The organism is Pseudomonas sp. LTGT-11-2Z, from assembly GCF_003691445.1.
GTDB lineage: Bacteria > Pseudomonadota > Gammaproteobacteria > Pseudomonadales > Pseudomonadaceae > Aquipseudomonas > Aquipseudomonas monteilii.
The window spans coordinates 5747242-5763433 of the sequence record NZ_CP033104.1 but is presented as its reverse complement, the minus strand read 5'-3'; the positions used below and the strand labels follow the sequence as shown (position 1 = coordinate 5763433).

Annotated in this window: 9 protein-coding genes, 1 tRNA gene and 2 pseudogenes; 4 read left to right on the top strand and 8 right to left on the bottom strand. The window is 60.6% G+C overall.

Annotated features, from left to right (window positions below; translation table 11 throughout):
* Positions 1-82 precede the first annotated feature (82 nt).
* Both D8767_RS27225 and D8767_RS27220 read right to left on the bottom strand, forming a co-directional pair.
* Positions 83-877 carry a carbon-nitrogen hydrolase family protein gene (locus tag D8767_RS27225; RefSeq protein ID WP_016714577.1) on the bottom strand — a complete coding sequence of 265 codons (795 nt, stop codon included), beginning with the start codon at positions 875-877 and terminating at the stop codon, positions 83-85.
* A gap of 14 nt (positions 878-891) precedes the next feature.
* On the bottom strand, positions 892-2574 hold the full coding sequence (locus D8767_RS27220) for an NAD(P)/FAD-dependent oxidoreductase (RefSeq protein ID WP_016714578.1): 1683 nt from the start codon (positions 2572-2574) through the stop codon (positions 892-894).
* Between the two features lie 667 nt (positions 2575-3241).
* Here D8767_RS27220 and D8767_RS27215 point away from each other — a divergent pair.
* On the top strand, positions 3242-3532 hold the full coding sequence (locus D8767_RS27215; protein ID WP_016714579.1) for a hypothetical protein: 291 nt from the start codon (positions 3242-3244) through the stop codon (positions 3530-3532).
* Positions 3533-3536: 4 nt separating this feature from the next.
* Here the strand turns inward: D8767_RS27215 and D8767_RS27210 are convergent, their stop codons facing one another.
* The gene (locus D8767_RS27210; RefSeq protein WP_016484597.1) at positions 3537-3998 is read right to left on the bottom strand and encodes an Lrp/AsnC family transcriptional regulator; all 462 of its coding nucleotides are present in this window, start codon (positions 3996-3998) and stop codon (positions 3537-3539) included.
* A gap of 135 nt (positions 3999-4133) precedes the next feature.
* Here D8767_RS27210 and D8767_RS27205 point away from each other — a divergent pair, with 135 nt between their 5' ends.
* Both D8767_RS27205 and D8767_RS27195 read left to right on the top strand, forming a co-directional pair.
* Positions 4134-4688, top strand: coding sequence for a serine acetyltransferase (locus D8767_RS27205; RefSeq protein WP_016714580.1), 555 nt, complete (start codon positions 4134-4136; stop codon positions 4686-4688).
* Between the two features lie 693 nt (positions 4689-5381).
* Positions 5382-6343 (top strand): annotated as a pseudogene (locus D8767_RS27195) (IS3 family transposase); the annotation flags it as partial.
* Positions 6344-6350: 7 nt separating this feature from the next.
* Here D8767_RS27195 and D8767_RS27190 read toward each other — a convergent pair.
* The gene (locus tag D8767_RS27190) at positions 6351-7727 is read right to left on the bottom strand and encodes an IS30 family transposase (protein ID WP_081259058.1); all 1377 of its coding nucleotides are present in this window, start codon (positions 7725-7727) and stop codon (positions 6351-6353) included.
* A 64-nt stretch (positions 7728-7791) separates the two neighbouring features.
* Here D8767_RS27190 and D8767_RS27185 point away from each other — a divergent pair.
* Positions 7792-8052 (top strand): annotated as a pseudogene (locus tag D8767_RS27185) (integrase core domain-containing protein); the annotation flags it as partial.
* 49 nt (positions 8053-8101) lie between these two features.
* On the opposite strand, the gene D8767_RS27180 reads toward D8767_RS27185, so the two are convergent.
* The 4 genes from D8767_RS27180 to dnaG form a co-directional block, all read right to left on the bottom strand.
* Positions 8102-8178: transfer RNA gene (locus D8767_RS27180), tRNA-Ile, on the bottom strand.
* A 16-nt stretch (positions 8179-8194) separates the two neighbouring features.
* Positions 8195-11938: a bifunctional diguanylate cyclase/phosphodiesterase gene (locus D8767_RS27175; protein ID WP_016715756.1), complete on the bottom strand. Its 3744-nt coding sequence runs from the start codon at positions 11936-11938 to the stop codon at positions 8195-8197.
* Positions 11939-12064: 126 nt separating this feature from the next.
* Positions 12065-13915 carry an RNA polymerase sigma factor RpoD gene (gene rpoD / locus D8767_RS27170; protein ID WP_016715757.1) on the bottom strand — a complete coding sequence of 617 codons (1851 nt, stop codon included), beginning with the start codon at positions 13913-13915 and terminating at the stop codon, positions 12065-12067.
* A gap of 67 nt (positions 13916-13982) precedes the next feature.
* Positions 13983-15965 (bottom strand): DNA primase, encoded by a 1983-nt coding sequence (gene dnaG, locus D8767_RS27165; protein WP_016715758.1) that lies wholly within the window; start codon positions 15963-15965, stop codon positions 13983-13985.
* Positions 15966-16192 lie beyond the last annotated feature (227 nt).

Here is a 16192-nt window from a genome sequence, read left to right as displayed (position 1 = left end):
GGGGGCTCCGGTTGCTGCTGTCCATGCTAACCCATTTGTTTGCAGGCCCGGCCCTTTCGCGGGCTTGCCCGCGAAAGGGCCATCAGCCTTTACGCATGTGCAGTTCCTGACGCAAATCGTTCAGGTACGGGAATGCCTCCCGCCCCTGCACAACCTGCTCATGTTCCAGCTCGGCCAGCAACAGGCATTCATCCCGCCCGCCCATGGCCAGCAAACTACCATCCGGGCCGATGATGCTGCTTTGCCCGCAATACTGGATCTCGTCTTCCGCGCCGCAATAATTGGCATACACCAGGTAGCACTGGTTCTCCTGCGCCCGTGCCCTTACGGTCACCTGGCAGATGAAGTCATACGGCGCCATGTTCGCCGTCGGCACCAGGATCAGCTCGGCACCCGCCAGCGCCAGGCGTCGGGCGTTTTCCGGGAACTCGATGTCGTAGCAGATCAGCAGGCCGACTTTCCAGCCTTCAAGCTCTACCACCGGAAAGTGGTCCGGGCCTGCGCTGAACATCGAACGGTCCAGTTCGCCAAACAGGTGGGTCTTGCGGTAGTTGCACAGGCTGCGGCCATGGGCATCGATCAACTGCACGCTGTTGTAGATCGCGCCATCGTCCGCCCGCTCCGGATAGCCATAGACAAGGGCAATGCGGTGCGCCTGGGCGATTTCCGCTACCTCCATGGCCGCCGGGCCATCGTCAGCTTCGGCCAGGCGCTCGACCCGGGGCAGGCCGATGTTGTAGCCGGTCAGGAACATCTCCGGGCACACCAGGAGCTGTGCGCCGCGCTCGGCTGCCAACTGCGCCTGATGGCGCAGCCGTTGCAAGTTGCCGGGCACATCCAGTGGCTTGGGTGCGCCCTGGAACAAAGCGATGCGCATGACGCCTCCTTGATTCAGTCTGCCAGGGCGATAGGGCCGATTTCATCGAACACATCGCCTGGGCCTGGGTTGTCCGGGTGGGTGTGGCCACCGAAGTGGTTCATGATACCCCACACCGCATTCAGCGATGTTTGCACTGCGCCCTCCACCCAGGCGGGTGTCCACGATACATCGTCACCGGCGATGAACATGCCGCGCTGCTCGGCGGGCATGTCCTGCTGCATGAAGTGTGCGTACATGCGCTGGTTGTAGCGGTAATGACCCGGCAGTGCGCCCTTGAAGGCGCCCAGGAAGTGCGGATCAGCCTCCCACGAAATGGTGATCGGATCGCCGATGATGTGCCCGGCGATATCGGTTTTCGGGTAGATCTTCTTCAGCGCATCCAGGGCCAGCTGCACGCGCTTTTCCACCGGATGCGGCAGCATTTTCAGCGCATCGCTCATCCACGCATAGGACAGGCAGATCACCCCCGGCTTGTCGTCGCCGTTGTCGAACAGGTAGGTACCGCGGGTGAGGCGGTCAGTGAGGGTCATGCTCATCAGGTCACGACCGGTTTCCGGGTCCTTGTCCTTCCAGAATGGCCGGTCGACCATGACGAACGTCTTCGATGACTGCATGTAGCGGGTGCGGTCCAGGGCCATCCACATCTTTTGCGAGAACAGCGATTCCTCGCAGTCGATCTGGGTGGTCAGCAGCCAGGTCTGGCAGGTGGCGAGCACGGCGCCGTAGTGGCGGGTGTCGCCCCAGTTGTCGGTAACCGCCAGGCGGCCGTCAGCAGCGCGGGCGATGCGCTTGACCCCGGTACGCGGTGCACCGCCATGCAGGCCGCTCAGGCTTGTGCCCTCCGGCCAGTGGGCACAGCGCTCCGGCACATGGCGCCAGATCCCTTGCGGCACCTGCTCCACACCGCCGACGACCAGGTGTTGGTGGTCGTCGCAGTTGGTCATCACCACGCGGAAAATTTCCAGCATCGAGTTAGGGAAGTCCGAGTCCCAGCCACCGGTGCCGAAGCCAACCTGGCCGAACACTTCGCGGTGCTGGAAGCTCAGTTTGGCGAACGAACGTGAGGTGGCGACGAAGTCGTAGAACGTGCGGTCGTCCCACAGTGGGACCAGCTTGTTCCACAGCGCTTTAAGGCGCGGTACATCGCGATCGCGGATGGCTTGCTGGATGTCGGCGAACTGGGCACCGCTTTCCAGCGCATCGGCCCAGGCGTCGGCCACTTCGTGGAACAGCTTGGGCAAGTCGGTGGTTTTTTCGGCGTAGTAGGTCTGGCCTTCAAGGTCGATCACGGTGCTGCCCGAGGCCGGGGTCAGCGGGTTGGGGAAAGGCTTGGTTTCCAGGCCCAGCTTGTCCACGTAGTGGTAGAAGGCAGTGGACGACACCGGGAAGCGCATGCCGCCCAGCTCGGCGATGATCCCGTCGGTGCCATTGAAGGCTTGCGAACGCAGCCGGCCGCCCAGCTTGGAGGCCTCGTACACCACCGGCTTTAGGCCTAGCTTCATCAGCTCGTAGGCCGCCACCAGGCCGGCAATACCGGCACCCACGATGGCCACTTCTTCACCCTGGCGCTCAGCCGGAATACTGCCCAGGCCTGCGGGGTGCTCCAGCCAGTCATCGAAAGCGAAGGGGAAGTCCGGGCCGAAGATGGTGATGGGCTTTTTGCCGTCGGCGGGGTGGCGGTTTTTCTTGTTCATGAAGTGACCTTGCCAGAGGGGCTGCGCGGGTGGCGGAGCCTGAGTATAGGAGATGGCTGGAGGTCATTTTAAGGAGTGGGGGAATCGTAATTAAGGTGCATATTGGTGTCTTAATGTATTACTTTTCGTCGAAAAAATAAGTTTAAAGTTATTTATGACGAAGTGTTTGTAGTGCGATTTGCTGTGCCTATCAGATCGAGCGCCGCCCGCGCGGCGCATCGCGAGCTGCGCTCGCTCCTACGTTTGTTTCGGGCCAGTCATGCCTGTGACAGGCGCGCGCGACCGCCTGTTTGTACGACGCGGTAGTTGGATATGCGCCAAGGCGTTCGCGCGCGAATCTCCCAGGAATAATTGGCCGGAAACAAACGTAGGAGCGAGCGCAGCTCGCGATGCGCCGCGCGGGCGGCGCTCGATCTGATAGGCGCAGTAAATTGCAAGGCAAGCACCTGGGCCTCACGCGGCCTCTCCGGCGGGCATAAGTACACGTTGGACGGGGTGTGAGCAGCTAGAGGCGCACTGCTAAGGCAGCTGTGCGCGGGCAGGCTTTGCCTGGCCGGGTATGCGCCTCCAAGTTCGCCGGTTCTCACCTCGCGCATGGCTGCCACCCAATTCCCGTGAGAAGGAAGCGATTGGCCGCCAGTCATCCCTGTGATCTGGAGGCTATACCATGACTGACCGTTTGCCAGATCAACCTGTAAAACTGCAACCCACCGCTGAAAAACCCTTTTGCAACTGCGAACCCAGCCACCCGCCGTTATTTGCCATCCGTCCTGGCATCGACGCCGCCGACGCTCTAGTCCACGCCTGCCTGCTGGCCCGTGGCCTCAACCAGATTATCACTGACTACGCCCAGCACCACGCCCCCGAGCGTAGCCGAGACATCGTCTGGTCGATGCAGCATTCTGCCGAGAGCCTTTCGGCGATTCTGGAGGGGCTGCTCGACGGCCAGGAGGCCTGATTGATCAGAGCGGCTGCCCCCGGTCCACCTTGCTACTGAGAATGATCGACGTGGTGGTCTTCTCCACCCCGTCGACACTGCCGATCTGGTCGAGCAACTGGTCCAGTTGCTCAGGCGAATCCGTAAGCAGCCAGGCCACGTAGTCGAACTCGCCGCTCACTGCGCACAGCTGCTGCACTTGGCCCATGGCACTCAAGCGCCGCACCACTTCCTTGCCGGAGCGCGGCTGCACCTTGATCCCCACATAGGCCTGCAAGCCGCCACCCAGCACCCGCTGGCCCAAGCGCACGCCATAGCCGGAGATGACCTTGTTCTTCTCCAGACGCTCCAGGCGCGAATTGACGGTGGTGCGGGCGATACCCAACTGGCGGGCGAGGGTGGCGACGCTTTCGCGGGCGTTGATTTGCAGCAAGGCGATCAGCTGGCGATCGATTTCATCCAGCGTGATGGAGCGGGAATCCGACATGGCGAGTCTCTACGGTTGGCCTGCTAGCCTATCGAGCGACTGCCAATCAGGGCAAGACCGCATCTACAGCGACCGCGCTGGCCTGAAGGCTGGGCCTTCGGCATGATGAAACGCTAGTCCAACGAGAACCTGAGCGTGAACCTCGACAACCTGCTCGAATGCTGGCGACTGGAAGTCTCCAACAAGAAAAGGCCAGGACGCCGTATCAGCCTGCTGTTCAACGTACTGCGCCGCGCACGCAAGGACAACAAACTGCGCTTTCTCTTTGCCTACCGCCTGGCCCAATACCTCGATGCTCGCGGCGGCCTGGCCCGGCGTCACGCTCGGCGCATGCAACAACGGCTCAACCTCAAGTACGCGGTGGACATCGACATCGGCGCACAAATCGCGCCCGGCCTGCGCATCGCGCACCTGCCGGGGGTGGTGATTACCCGGCATGTCAGCATCGGGCGCAATTTCTTCATTCGCCAGAACTGCTCTATCGGCATCAAGACGCTCGGGCTGGAGGAGTACGCGCTGCGCATTGGCGACAACGTGAGCATGGGTGCCAACAGCTGCATCGTTGCTGATCGCATCGTTATTGGTGACGACGTGGTGATTGGCGCGATGTCGCTGGTTATGCGGGATATTCCGACTGGGATGGTCTTCTACAACCAGAGGCAGGTCGAGATGCGGCCGATAGGCGAGTAAGGGCTCACAAAATCTAACGATTAATCCCTGCGGTATTAGCCGTTGTAAGGTCGAGAATGGTCCGCTCATGAGGCGGAGTTCGGAACCGAACCCATGACCACCAATCATTTTCAGTTGAGCGAGGTCGTTGCTACGCCCGCGAGTACCTTGCGACTAACCTTTGCGGACAGGCAGCAACTCACTGTGGCTCTGGATGAAATCATCCGGAACACGCATCTTTGGCTCCTCTTGCCGACCCTAAGGTATTCGCAACGGCTGCAATGGGTGAGTGCAACGACACGGTCATCCGGGCAGGTGACGACAATCTTGAGCTTGCTGCCGCCAACCTGCGCGTACGCGCGGTCGAACAAGCAGGGGAGTGTTCGCATGAGCTTATCTGGAACTGGATGGCCCAGCATGGGTTGACGTTGGATCGTGCAGCTCAGGAGCTGGGTTTGAGCTGGCGCCTGCTGGCTTACTACCGAAGCGGCGAGAAGCCTGTGCCTAGGACAGTCGCCCTGGCAATGAAGGGGGGAAGCGTTGCGGATGGCTGATGTGGTAAGCGCAGCGGCAGGGCATGCCTCGAAGAAACGGGCGCGATACCTAAAAAGACAACGGGCACAAAAAAGCCGCGCAATTGCGCGGCTTTTTTATATCTGGTGTCCCGTCCTGAATAAGGTTTACACCTCCCATCCCGAATTTCCGGAGAGCTAGATGGAGCAAGGTGTAAAGCGCACACAGCGGGATTACTCGCTGTCTTTTAAATTGGCCGTCGTTGATCAGATCGAAAAAGGCGAGCTGACCTACAAGCAGGCCCAGGTGCGGTATGGCATTCAGGGTCGTTCGACGGTTCTGGTATGGTTGCGTAAGCATGGTCGGCAGGATTGGAGCCAAGGGGCGTCGATCCGGGCCGAGAGGAGCTGCGCGATGTCCGACCCTAAAGCGCTCACTCCAGAGCAGCGGATCAAAGAGCTTGAGCAGCAGCTTGAGCTGATGAGCCAGAAGGCTCAGTTCTTCGAGACCGTCGTTGATGTCCTGAAAAATGACTACGGTGTCTCGGTCGTAAAAAAGCGATCCGGCAAGTCCTCTCGCAAGGCCAAGTCGCAGGACTGAGCATTGCCAGGGCTTGTCAGTTTCTGGGTATCAGCCGACAGGCTTACTACAAACGTAATCGAGTTGCTGATAGCAAGGCGCGCCAAGCGGATCGCGTCGTTGAGTTTGTTCAGCAAGTCCGGATGCGCCAGCCCCGCTTGGGTGCGCGAAAGCTGCACTACCTGCTGCATTGCCAGCCTGACAGGCGTGTCCAAATCGGGCGAGACCGGCTGTTTGAGGTCTTGGGGGAGCGTCGCTTGCTGGTGTTGCCCAAGCGGGCGTATCACAAGACAACTCAGAGCTTTCATCGTTTCTATCGTCACCCCAACCTACTCAAGCCAGGCCCGAATCAGATTGTCCCATCAGGGCCAGAGCACGTTTGGGTGGCGGACATCACTTACCTGCCGGCCAGAAGCGGCCCGCTGTACCTAAGCCTGGTAACGGATGCTTACTCCAGAAAGATTGTTGGCCATCATGTGCATGAGAGTCTGCATGCCGAGTCGGTTGCGCAAGCCTTTAGACAGGCTCTGCGCAAACGGCGGCGTCGCCAGCCGTTAGTCCATCACTCGGACCGGGGTATTCAAGGCGGATTCAACCGGTCGTCGCAACACTGGATTGTTGTACAGACTTCAGATACTCATTCAGTGTTTCGGCAGGTGTTTTCCAGCCGAGTGTTTTTCGAGGTCTAGTGTTAAGTACGTGAGCTACCGCCTGTATTTCTTGGGCACTCCAACGAGAGAGGTCAGTGCCTTTCGGGAAGTATTGCCGCAGAAGGCCGTTCGTATTTTCATTGGTGCCGCGCTGCCAAGGACTATGTGGATCAGCAAAGAAAACCTTTACTCCGGACTCGATGGTAAATCGAGCGTGATCCGACAGCTCCTTTCCACGATCCCAGGTCAAAGATCGCCACAGCTCGCTGGGAAGCTCAGCCACCGTCTTCTTCAATGCATTGGCCATACTAACAGCCCCATAGCCAGCCAGCGCCGGGCCATTCTTCGTGCGGGGAATTAGCCCATAACCTTCCTCGCGAGGCAGATGGACAAGCATGGTAAATCGAGTTGAGCGCTCGACCAGAGTTCCAATCGCAGAACGGTTCAGACCGATGATCAGGTCACCCTCCCAATGCCCGGGCACAGCCCGATCTTCTACCTCAGCTGGGCGACTGGAGATCATGACGTCCTCGCTGACGTGTGCCCACACTTTGGCCTGCGCTCTGGCTCTCGGCACGCGCAATGCTCGTCCTGAGCGCAGGCAGCTCACCAGTTCGCGCTTGAGAGCTCCTCTACCCTGAATGTAGAGCGCCTGATATATCGCTTCATGAGAAATGCGCATGGATTCATCATCCGGAAAATCGAGCTGGAGCCGGTTGGCAATCTGTTCAGGCGACCAGCCATTGACCCATTTACGGTCACTGCGATGCGGTTTATTTCGGCCTTTGAAGGGTGCTTGCCGAGGCCCAGAAATCTCACGACCATCGGCGTCTTGAACCTTGCCCTCAAGGCGGTCGTGTACGTACTGGTGCAGTCGCGGGTTAGTGACCAGTTTCGCTGGTTTCGGCCTCTTGGCCACCAGTTCTGCCTTCCACTGCGCTACTGACGCTCGATATTCAAGCCGACCGCAACGGGTAGCAGCATTGCGTGTCAGCTCCCGTGAAATTGTCGATGGGCTTCTTCCAAGGCGACGGGCGATCTCACGAACGCCAACACTTTGCGCTCGAAGCAGCCCAATCTCTTCTCGCTCTGCAAACGATAAGTATCGTCCTGATATGTGATTCGACATGAATAATGGCATCCCGCCTCGATGACGGAACCAGCGTGTACCTACCGCTGTTGATACGCCAACGGCATGTGCTGCCTTTTCGCTTGTGATGCCTGTTTCAATCTGCACCCAAAATAGCCGTTCGATCTCATTACGAAGTGAGGGTGCACCTGGAGAACGCATCGCTCCCCGCCCAGTCAATTTTTGCATCCATCCTGCGGGTCGCCCCATAAACACCTCGATCAAGGTGTTGCGACGACCGGTTGAATCCGCCCAATACTGCTCGGCGCTGTACCAGTCACTGCATGCACGGCACGGGGTCCAATGCTCGATGACTGATGGATATGACTGCTACCAGAACGCACTGGCCGAACGGATCAACGGAATCCCCAAAACAGAGCTGCTGCTGAGCAATCCAGAAAATCTGGAGCAGGCGAGGAAGATGGTTGATGAGGCGGTGCAGATCTACAACGCAGAGCGGCCTCATATGGCCCTGAAAAACAAAACGCCCGATGTCGTGCATCGGGCGTTTTGAGGCCTATCGGCCTACCTGAGCAGGTGTAAACCTATTTCAGGACTAGACATGGTGGGCCCACACGGACTCGAACCGTGGACCAAAGGATTATGAGTCCTCTGCTCTAACCAACTGAGCTATAGGCCCTCAGTAAGTGGCCGGATTATAACGAGGGTTTCGCACCTGTGCCATCTGAAAGATCCGATAGTGCTATGCGAAGAAACGCGGCCGCAAATTCCTCGGGTGGCAGTGGCAGGCTGACGATGTAGCCCTGGATCTGCTCGCATCCCTCCGCTGCCAGAAAACGCTGCTGGGCCTGGTTTTCAACACCCTCGGCAATGATCGCCAGTTGCATGCTGCGGCCCAGGGCGATGATCGCACGGGCGATGGCAGCGTCGTGTGGGTCGTCAGGCAGGCCACGGATGAACGATTTGTCGATCTTGAGGATGTCCAGCGGCAGGCGCTTGAGATAGCTCAGTGATGAGTAGCCGGTGCCAAAGTCGTCGATGGCCAACTGCACGCCCAGTTTTTTCAGCTGGTACAGCACGGCCAAGGCCTCTTCTGCCTGGCTCATGATGAAGTTTTCGGTGATTTCCAACTGCAAGTCGCCGGCCTTGAGCTGGTGCTGCTTGAGCAGTTGCTCGATGCGTCGGGCCAGGTGTGGGTGGCGTAGCTGGGCGCCGGCGAGGTTGATCGACAGCGGGCCGAACGGTTCGTAGTGTTGCTTCCAGGCCTGCATCTGTCGGCAGGCTTGCTCCAGCACCCAGTCGCCGAGCTGGAGAATGGTGCCGTTCTCTTCCGCCAGGTGGATGAAGTGCTCCGGCGGTACTTCACCAAAGGTGGGGTGGCTCCAGCGGATCAGCGCCTCGGCGCCTACCAGGCTTTGGGTCTTGAGGCTGAGCTTGGGCTGGAAGCACAGGCTCATTTCGTTGCGTTCGACGGCGCGTCGCAGCTCGTGCTCAAGGGCGATGCGCTCGCTGGCCTGAGCGGTGAGGTCGCGGGTGTAGGCTTCGACGCGGTTGCGGCCTTTGGCCTTGGAGCGGTACATGGCCGCGTCGGCGTTGCGGATCAGTGTCGCGACATCAGTGCCGTCCTGTGGGTACAGGCTGATGCCGATACTGGCGCTGGTGAAGAACTCGTGCTCACCGGCCTGGAACGGCGCGACGAAGCAGGCCAGCAGCTTGTTGGCGATGGTGCTGGCGTCACTGGGCTTGTGCAGGCCAGGTAGCAGGATGATGAACTCGTCGCCGCCCAGGCGGGCCACGGTGTCGACGTCACGCACCTGCTCCTTCAGGCGCTGAGCGATGCCTTTGAGCAGCAGGTCGCCGACCGGGTGGCCCAGGCTGTCGTTGATGTGCTTGAAGCGGTCGAGGTCGAGGAACAGCACCGCGCCCTGGCGGTTTGATACTTGCGCGCAGGTAAGCACGGCCTGCAGGCGGTTCTCGAACAGGGCACGGTTGGGCAGGCCGGTCAGCGGGTCGTGGTGGGCCTGGTAGTCGAGTTTGGCCTGGGCGTGCTTGAGGCTGGAAATGTCGGCAAACACGGCCACGAAATGGGTGATCTCGCGCTCGTTGTTGCGCACCGCACTGATGGTCAGCCAGCCGGGGTACAGTTCGCCGTTCTTGCGCTTGTTGTAGATCTCGCCTTGCCAGTGGCCTTCGTCGGTAAGCTGGTGCCACATGGCGGCGTAGAAGGCGCTGTCGTGCTGGCCGGAGGCGAGCAGGCGCGGGGTTTGGCCAAGGGCTTCGATTTCGCTATAGCCGGTGATTTCGCTGAAGGCGCGGTTGACGGCACTGATGCGTTGGTCGATGTCGGTGATCAGCACGCCTTCGGCGGTGTTTTCGAACACGGTGGCCGCCAGTTGCAGCTTCTCCTGCATCAGATGGCGTTCGGTGATGTCGCGGGCAATGGTCAGCATGCAGTCGACGCCGGCAATCGGCAGGGGCCTGGCGGAAAGCTCGCAGAGGCGGATCTGCCCATCACTGCGGCGGATGTGGCAGGTGAAGTCGCGTACGAAGTTGTCGCGGTTGAGCTGGTCGACCAGGCGCTTGCGCTCGTTGAGATCGACCCAGATACCCAGGTCCAGCGAAGTCTGGTCGATGGTCGGGTTGAGGTCATAGCCGGTGAGGCGACAGAAGCCCTCGTTCACCTCCAGCAGCAAACCGTCGCTCTGGCGCGACAGTAATAGGCCGTCGGGCGATGCGTGGAAGGCTTTGGCGAACTTCTCTTCCGAGGTTTGCAGCTGTTCCTGGGTTTCCTTGAGCTGGCTGATATCGCGTACTGCCACCACCAGCGCCGGGGTGCCGTCGAGCTCGAAGGTTTCGGCCGAGGTCAGGCCGGTGAACAGTTGGCCGTTGCTGCGGCGGAAGCTCATTTCAAGGTTACGGATACCGCCCTGGTGCAGGCGTTCGAGCACCCGCGGGCCGCTGCCTTCGACACCCCACAGGTTGAGGTCGGTGGCGGTACGGCCAATCACCTGGCCTGGGGTCAGGCCGATCTGTTCTTCGAAAGCTTCGTTCACCTCCAGCAGGCAACCGTCACTGTGACGGGCGATTAGCAAAATATCGGGGCACTGCTGGAACACCGAGGCGAACTTCTGCTCGGACAAACGCAGGGCATCTTCGGTGCGCTTGGTTTCGCTGATGTCGATCATCAGCCCGCGCATCACCGGTTGGTGGCCGTGTTTGATCATGCTGACGATGTTGCGTACCCAGAGGGGTTGTCCGTCGGCCCGGATTACCCGGTAATCCAGGCTGTGGTCGCGCCCGGCTGCAGTTTCGCTGTCGCAGTACGCCTGGGCCCAGAGGGCGTCTTCCGGGTGCAGAACGCTGCGCCAGAAACCAGGCTTGAGCCAGTCATTCAAGGGGTAGCCAAGCAGGTCTTCGGCATGCGGCGAAACGTAGCTGTAGGTGAAGTCGTTGGCATCGGCTTCCCAGGCGATGGCCGACAGGCTTTCTATCAAGCTGCGGTAGTGGTATTCGCTGCTGCGCAGCTCCTGTTCCAAGGCAATGCGCCGTGAAATTTCCGAACTGAGGCGGCGGTTGATGCGGATCACCACGGCCAGTACGGCCATCAGCAACAACACCGTTGGCAGGCCATACACCAGCAGGTCGGACCAGAACATCCGCTGGTCGACCACATTGCCTACCCAGCGCTGCTGTATCTGGCTGACTTCGCTGCTGCTCATGTCGGCCATCACTTTGTCGAGAATACCGACCAATACGTGGTTGCTGCGTGGGACGGCCATCGCCAGTTGGTAGCGATAGGGCGTTTCGCCGCTGACGTAGAGGCCGTCGAGCTTGAGCTGGCGCAGGCTCCAGATGCTGGAAGCGAGGTCGCCGACGACGGCATCTACCTGATCGGTGGCCAAGGCCTGCAGCGTGGAGCTTACATTGGGCAGTGCGACCAGGTTGAGGTCCGGGTGGTGGGTGCGCAGCAACTCGTGGGGGGCGTAGTTCTCGACCACAGCGATTTTCAGGCCGTACAGGTCCTCCAGTTTACGCGGCTGTGCGCCGCCTTTGTGGGCAAGGATGACAATGGGAAAGTCGAGGTAAGGGCGGGTGAAAGCCAGGTAGCCCTGGCGTTCAGGGGTAGACATGATGCCGGGCAGCAGGTCGATGCGGCTTTCGCGTGCCTGCGCCAATACTTCGGTCCAGCTACTGGGTTCGACCGGTTTTAGCGTCACACCCAGACGTTGCTGGATCATGGCGATGTAATCGGCGGCCAATCCCTGGTACCGGCCCTCCTGGTCGCGAAACTCGAACGGTGGCCAAGAGGCGTCGACACCCAGGCTTAGCTGCGGGTGGGCAGCCAGCCAGGCTTTTTCCTCGTCTGTCAGGGTCAGGGCGCCGGCCGTTGTGTTCCACAGCATCAGGAGCAGCAACAGAATGGCCGGCTTCAAGGACATGGCAGCCTCGCATTCAGGTGGTCTGAAGTCGAGTGTAGACGGGCATTGCGGCAGATGTGCAGTGGAAGCCGTGCTTTATGTTTAAGGCCACTAAAGAAAAACCCCGGCCTGGGCCGGGGTTTGTCTTCACTCGTCGAGGAAGGAGCGCAGGTGCTCGCTGCGAGTCGGGTGGCGCAGTTTGCGCAACGCCTTCGCTTCGATCTGACGGATCCGCTCACGCGTTACGTCAAACTGCTTGCCCACCTCTTCGAGGGTGTGGTCGGTGTTCATGTCGATACCGAAACGCATGCGCAGCACCTTGGCTTCGCGTGCGGTCAGGCCCGAGAGCACGTCGCGGGTGGCTTCCTTGAGGCTTTCGACCGTGGCTACGTCGATCGGGGACTGCATGGTCGAGTCCTCGATGAAGTCGCCCAGGTGCGAATCTTCGTCATCACCGATCGGGGTTTCCATGGAGATCGGCTCTTTGGCGATCTTCAATACCTTGCGGATCTTGTCCTCAGGCATTTCCATGCGCTCGCCCAGCTCTTCCGGGGTCGGTTCACGGCCCATTTCCTGCAGCATCTGGCGGGAAATACGGTTGAGCTTGTTGATCGTTTCGATCATGTGCACCGGAATACGGATGGTGCGTGCCTGGTCGGCGATCGAACGGGTGATCGCCTGACGAATCCACCAGGTGGCGTAGGTCGAGAACTTGTAGCCGCGACGGTATTCGAACTTGTCCACCGCTTTCATCAAGCCGATGTTGCCTTCCTGGATCAGGTCGAGGAACTGCAGGCCACGGTTGGTGTACTTCTTGGCGATGGAGATCACCAGACGCAAGTTCGCCTCGACCATTTCTTTCTTGGCGCGGCGGGCCTTGGCTTCACCGATCGACATGCGACGGTTGATTTCCTTGATCTCGGCAACGGTCAGGCCGGTTTCGGTCTCAAGGTCGATCAGCTTCTGCTGGCAGGCAACGATGGCGGCGTCCTTTTCACCCAGGGCAGCAGCCCACTTGGTGTTGCGCTTGGCCAGGTCACCGCTCCAGGTCTGGTCGGTTTCGTTGCTTGGGAACATGCGCAGGAAGTCGGCACGCGGCATGCGGGCGTCACGCACGCACAGCTGCATGATGGCGCGTTCTTGCTGGCGCAGGCGGTTCAGGGCATCACGTACACGCTCGACCAGTACCTCGAACTGCTTCGGTACCAGCTTGATCGGCATGAACAGGTCGGCCAGTGCCTGCAGGGCCTCGACGCTTTCCTTGTGGGTACGACCGTTTTTCTTCAGGACCTTGGTGGTCGCCTGAAGCTGCTCGGATACCGCACCGAAGCGCTGGGCTGCGACAACCGGGTCCGGGCCGCTTTCGGCCTCTTCCTCGTCGTCACCGCCTTCGGACTCTTCTTCTTCGTCGTCGGACTCTTCTTTCGCAGCGGCGGCCTTGGTGCCAGGGATCGGCACTTCTTCGGTCGGTGCTGCGATGTTGTCGTCAGGGTCGATGTAACCGCTGAGAACGTCCGACAGACGGCCACCCTCGGTGGTGACGCGGTCATATTCGCCGAGAATGTAGTCGACAGTGCCCGGGAAGTGGGCGATAGCGCCCATGACCTCACGGATGCCTTCCTCGATACGCTTGGCGATTTCGATTTCGCCTTCGCGGGTCAGCAGCTCGACGGTACCCATTTCGCGCATGTACATGCGCACTGGGTCGGTCGTGCGGCCGATATCGGTTTCAACTGCCGCCAACGCAGCAGCGGCTTCTTCGGCCGCGGCTTCGTCGGTGTCGGCTTCCGCCAACAGAAGGGCATCCGCATCCGGAGCACTCTCGAATACGTTGATCCCCATGTCGTTGATCATGCGGATGATGTCTTCCACCTGTTCCGGATCTGAAATATCCTCAGGCAGGTGGTCGTTGACCTCCGCGTAAGTCAGGTAGCCCTGCTCACGACCGCGGGTGATCAACTCTTTGATACGAGACTGCTGTTGCGCTTTTCCGGACATAACACCCTATCCACTGAAGGTCTTGGCGGGCAAAAAACAAGCCGAGGATTATACCCGAGCATGGGCCTCACGCGCCAGATGAGGTCGGCGTTTGTGCGGGAACATTCCGGCTCAGCAGGGCGAGGAGCTGGGTTTTTTCCTCGCTGGTCAATTCGCTTTGACGTGATTTCCTGAGCAGTTGTTCCAGGCTGCGCTCGCGTTGGCGGGCGGACAAGCTAGTTATAGTGTCGAAAAACTGTTGTTCAAGGTTGTCGGCCACGATCAACCATTCCTTTTCTGCCAGCGCCCGCAGCAGCCGGCCCTGTTCGGTGCCGTGCCAACGTGCGATCAGCTGCATTGAGCTTAGCCCAGGATTTTTCTGCGCGGCTTCGATCAGCGCCACCAGCAGCTGGCTGTACAGGTGTTCTTCGTCGGCAAAATGGCTGGCGTCTTCCACCTTGCCGGCCAGCAGCGGGTGGTGCAGCAGGGTGCGCAAGGCCGCCAGGGTAGGTGGCTCGACCGGGGCCGGTACGCGCGGTGGCGCTTCGTCGCGTTGCTGCCAGGGTTTGCCGCCTTTGCGGTTCTTATCCCAAGGCTTGTCGCTCCATTGCTTCTTGCCGCCGCCCTTGTTCGGCTTCCACTGCTGTTCCTGATGAACAGGGGCGTAGTCGTGCTGCGGCATGTCGCCGAAGTCGGGGGTGTAGCTGGCCATGGCGTCGTAGTCGTAGCCAGGGTCGTAGTCCGGCACGCTGTTGGCCGCGGGTGCCTGTTGCGCCAGTTGCTCGACCTGCTGCGGGTCGAGGCCGGTGATTTCCTTCAGACGGTTGCGCATCAACTGGCGCAGGTTGGCGCCAGGGATCTTTTCGATCAACGGTGCGGCCAGGGTCGCCATGTGCGCCTTGCCTTCCAGTGAGCGAGGGTCGGCTTCGACACTCAGCTGCTCGAAGAAGTAGTCAGCCAGTGGCTGGGCGTGCTGGTTGATACGGGCCTTGAAGGCATCGGTGCCTTCGGCGCGCACCAGGCTATCCGGGTCTTCGCCTTCGGGCAGGAACAGGAAGCGCGCGCGGCGGCCGTCCTGCAGGTTCGAGAGGGTCGACTCCAGCGCACGCCAGGCGGCCTTGCGCCCGGCCTGGTCGCCGTCGAAGCAGAACAGCACGCTGGGCACCACGCGGAACAGCCGCTTGAGGTGCTCTTCGCTGGTGGCGGTGCCCAAGGTGGCCACGGCATTGCGCAAGCCTTGCTGGGCCAGGGCGATGACGTCCATGTAGCCCTCGACGACGATGATTTCGTCGAGGTTGCGGTTGTGCTTGCGCGCCTCGTACAGCCCGTACAGTTCCTGGCCCTTGTGGAACACCGGGGTTTCCGGGGAATTCAGGTACTTGGGTTTGTCGTCGCCGAGCACCCGGCCGCCGAAGGCGATGATGCGCCCACGGCTGTCGCGGATCGGGAACATCACCCGGTCGCGGAAGCGGTCGTAACGCTTGCCGCTTTCGGCGTTCTCGATCAGCAGGCCGGCGTCGATCATCACTTTCTGCTGCAGGGTGTCGGCACCCAGGTGCTTGAGCAGGTTGTCCCAGCCTGGCGGGGCAAAGCCCAGGCCGAAGTCGCGGGCAATTTCCCCGGACAGGCCGCGGCCTTTGAGGTAGTCCACCGCCGCCTTGCGGGTCGGGTGGCTGCGCAGGGCCTGGCGGTAGAACTCCGAGGCGGCATCCAGTAGCGGGTACAGTGGCGAGTCGGTGGGCTGGCGCGGCTTGTGGTCGCGGCGGCCCTGTTCGCGGGGCACTTCCATGCCGGCTGCGCGGGCCAGTTCCTCGACGGCCTGGGGGAAGTCCAGGTTGTCGTGGTCCATGACGAAGCCCAGGGCGTTGCCGCCGGCGCCGCAGCCGAAGCAGTAGTAGAACTGCTTGTCGGGGCTGACCGTGAAGGAGGGGGTTTTCTCCTTGTGGAACGGGCAGCAGGCGGAGTAGTTCTTGCCGGTTTTTTTCAGCTGGACGCGCGAACTCACCACGTCGACGATGTCGAGGCGGTTGATCAGGTCGTCAATGAAGCTCTGGGGAATCAGCCCGGCCATGGCAGTCTCGTCATCTGGCAACTGGCAAGTCTAATCGCTCACGCGCCGAATGGGGCGAGTGTTGCTTGGGGAAGTGCGAGGGAGTGTGCTCGTCGCCGGCCCTTGAGGGCCCGTCAGTCGGACGTGCACGTCTGATCATACAACAAGGAAGACCAGCTCTGACGTTTCAGGCAGGTTGCCCATGTGCAGTTCGCATGACGCTTGTGCAGGGCCTTGAGCTAGCTGCT

Bases quoted from the DNA above. Each gene is read 5' to 3' on its own strand.
- D8767_RS27215 (WP_016714579.1), top strand. From the start codon at position 3,242: ATGACTGACCGTTTGCCAGATCAACCTGTAAAACTGCAACCCACCGCT.
- dnaG (WP_016715758.1), bottom strand. From the start codon at position 15,965: ATGGCCGGGCTGATTCCCCAGAGCTTCATTGACGACCTGATCAACCGC.
- D8767_RS27210 (WP_016484597.1), bottom strand. From the start codon at position 3,998: ATGTCGGATTCCCGCTCCATCACGCTGGATGAAATCGATCGCCAGCTG.
- rpoD (WP_016715757.1), bottom strand. From the start codon at position 13,915: ATGTCCGGAAAAGCGCAACAGCAGTCTCGTATCAAAGAGTTGATCACC.
- D8767_RS27175 (WP_016715756.1), bottom strand. From the start codon at position 11,938: ATGTCCTTGAAGCCGGCCATTCTGTTGCTGCTCCTGATGCTGTGGAAC.
- D8767_RS27220 (WP_016714578.1), bottom strand. From the start codon at position 2,574: ATGAACAAGAAAAACCGCCACCCCGCCGACGGCAAAAAGCCCATCACC.
- D8767_RS27225 (WP_016714577.1), bottom strand. From the start codon at position 877: ATGCGCATCGCTTTGTTCCAGGGCGCACCCAAGCCACTGGATGTGCCC.
- D8767_RS27190 (WP_081259058.1), bottom strand. From the start codon at position 7,727: ATGCAAAAATTGACTGGGCGGGGAGCGATGCGTTCTCCAGGTGCACCC.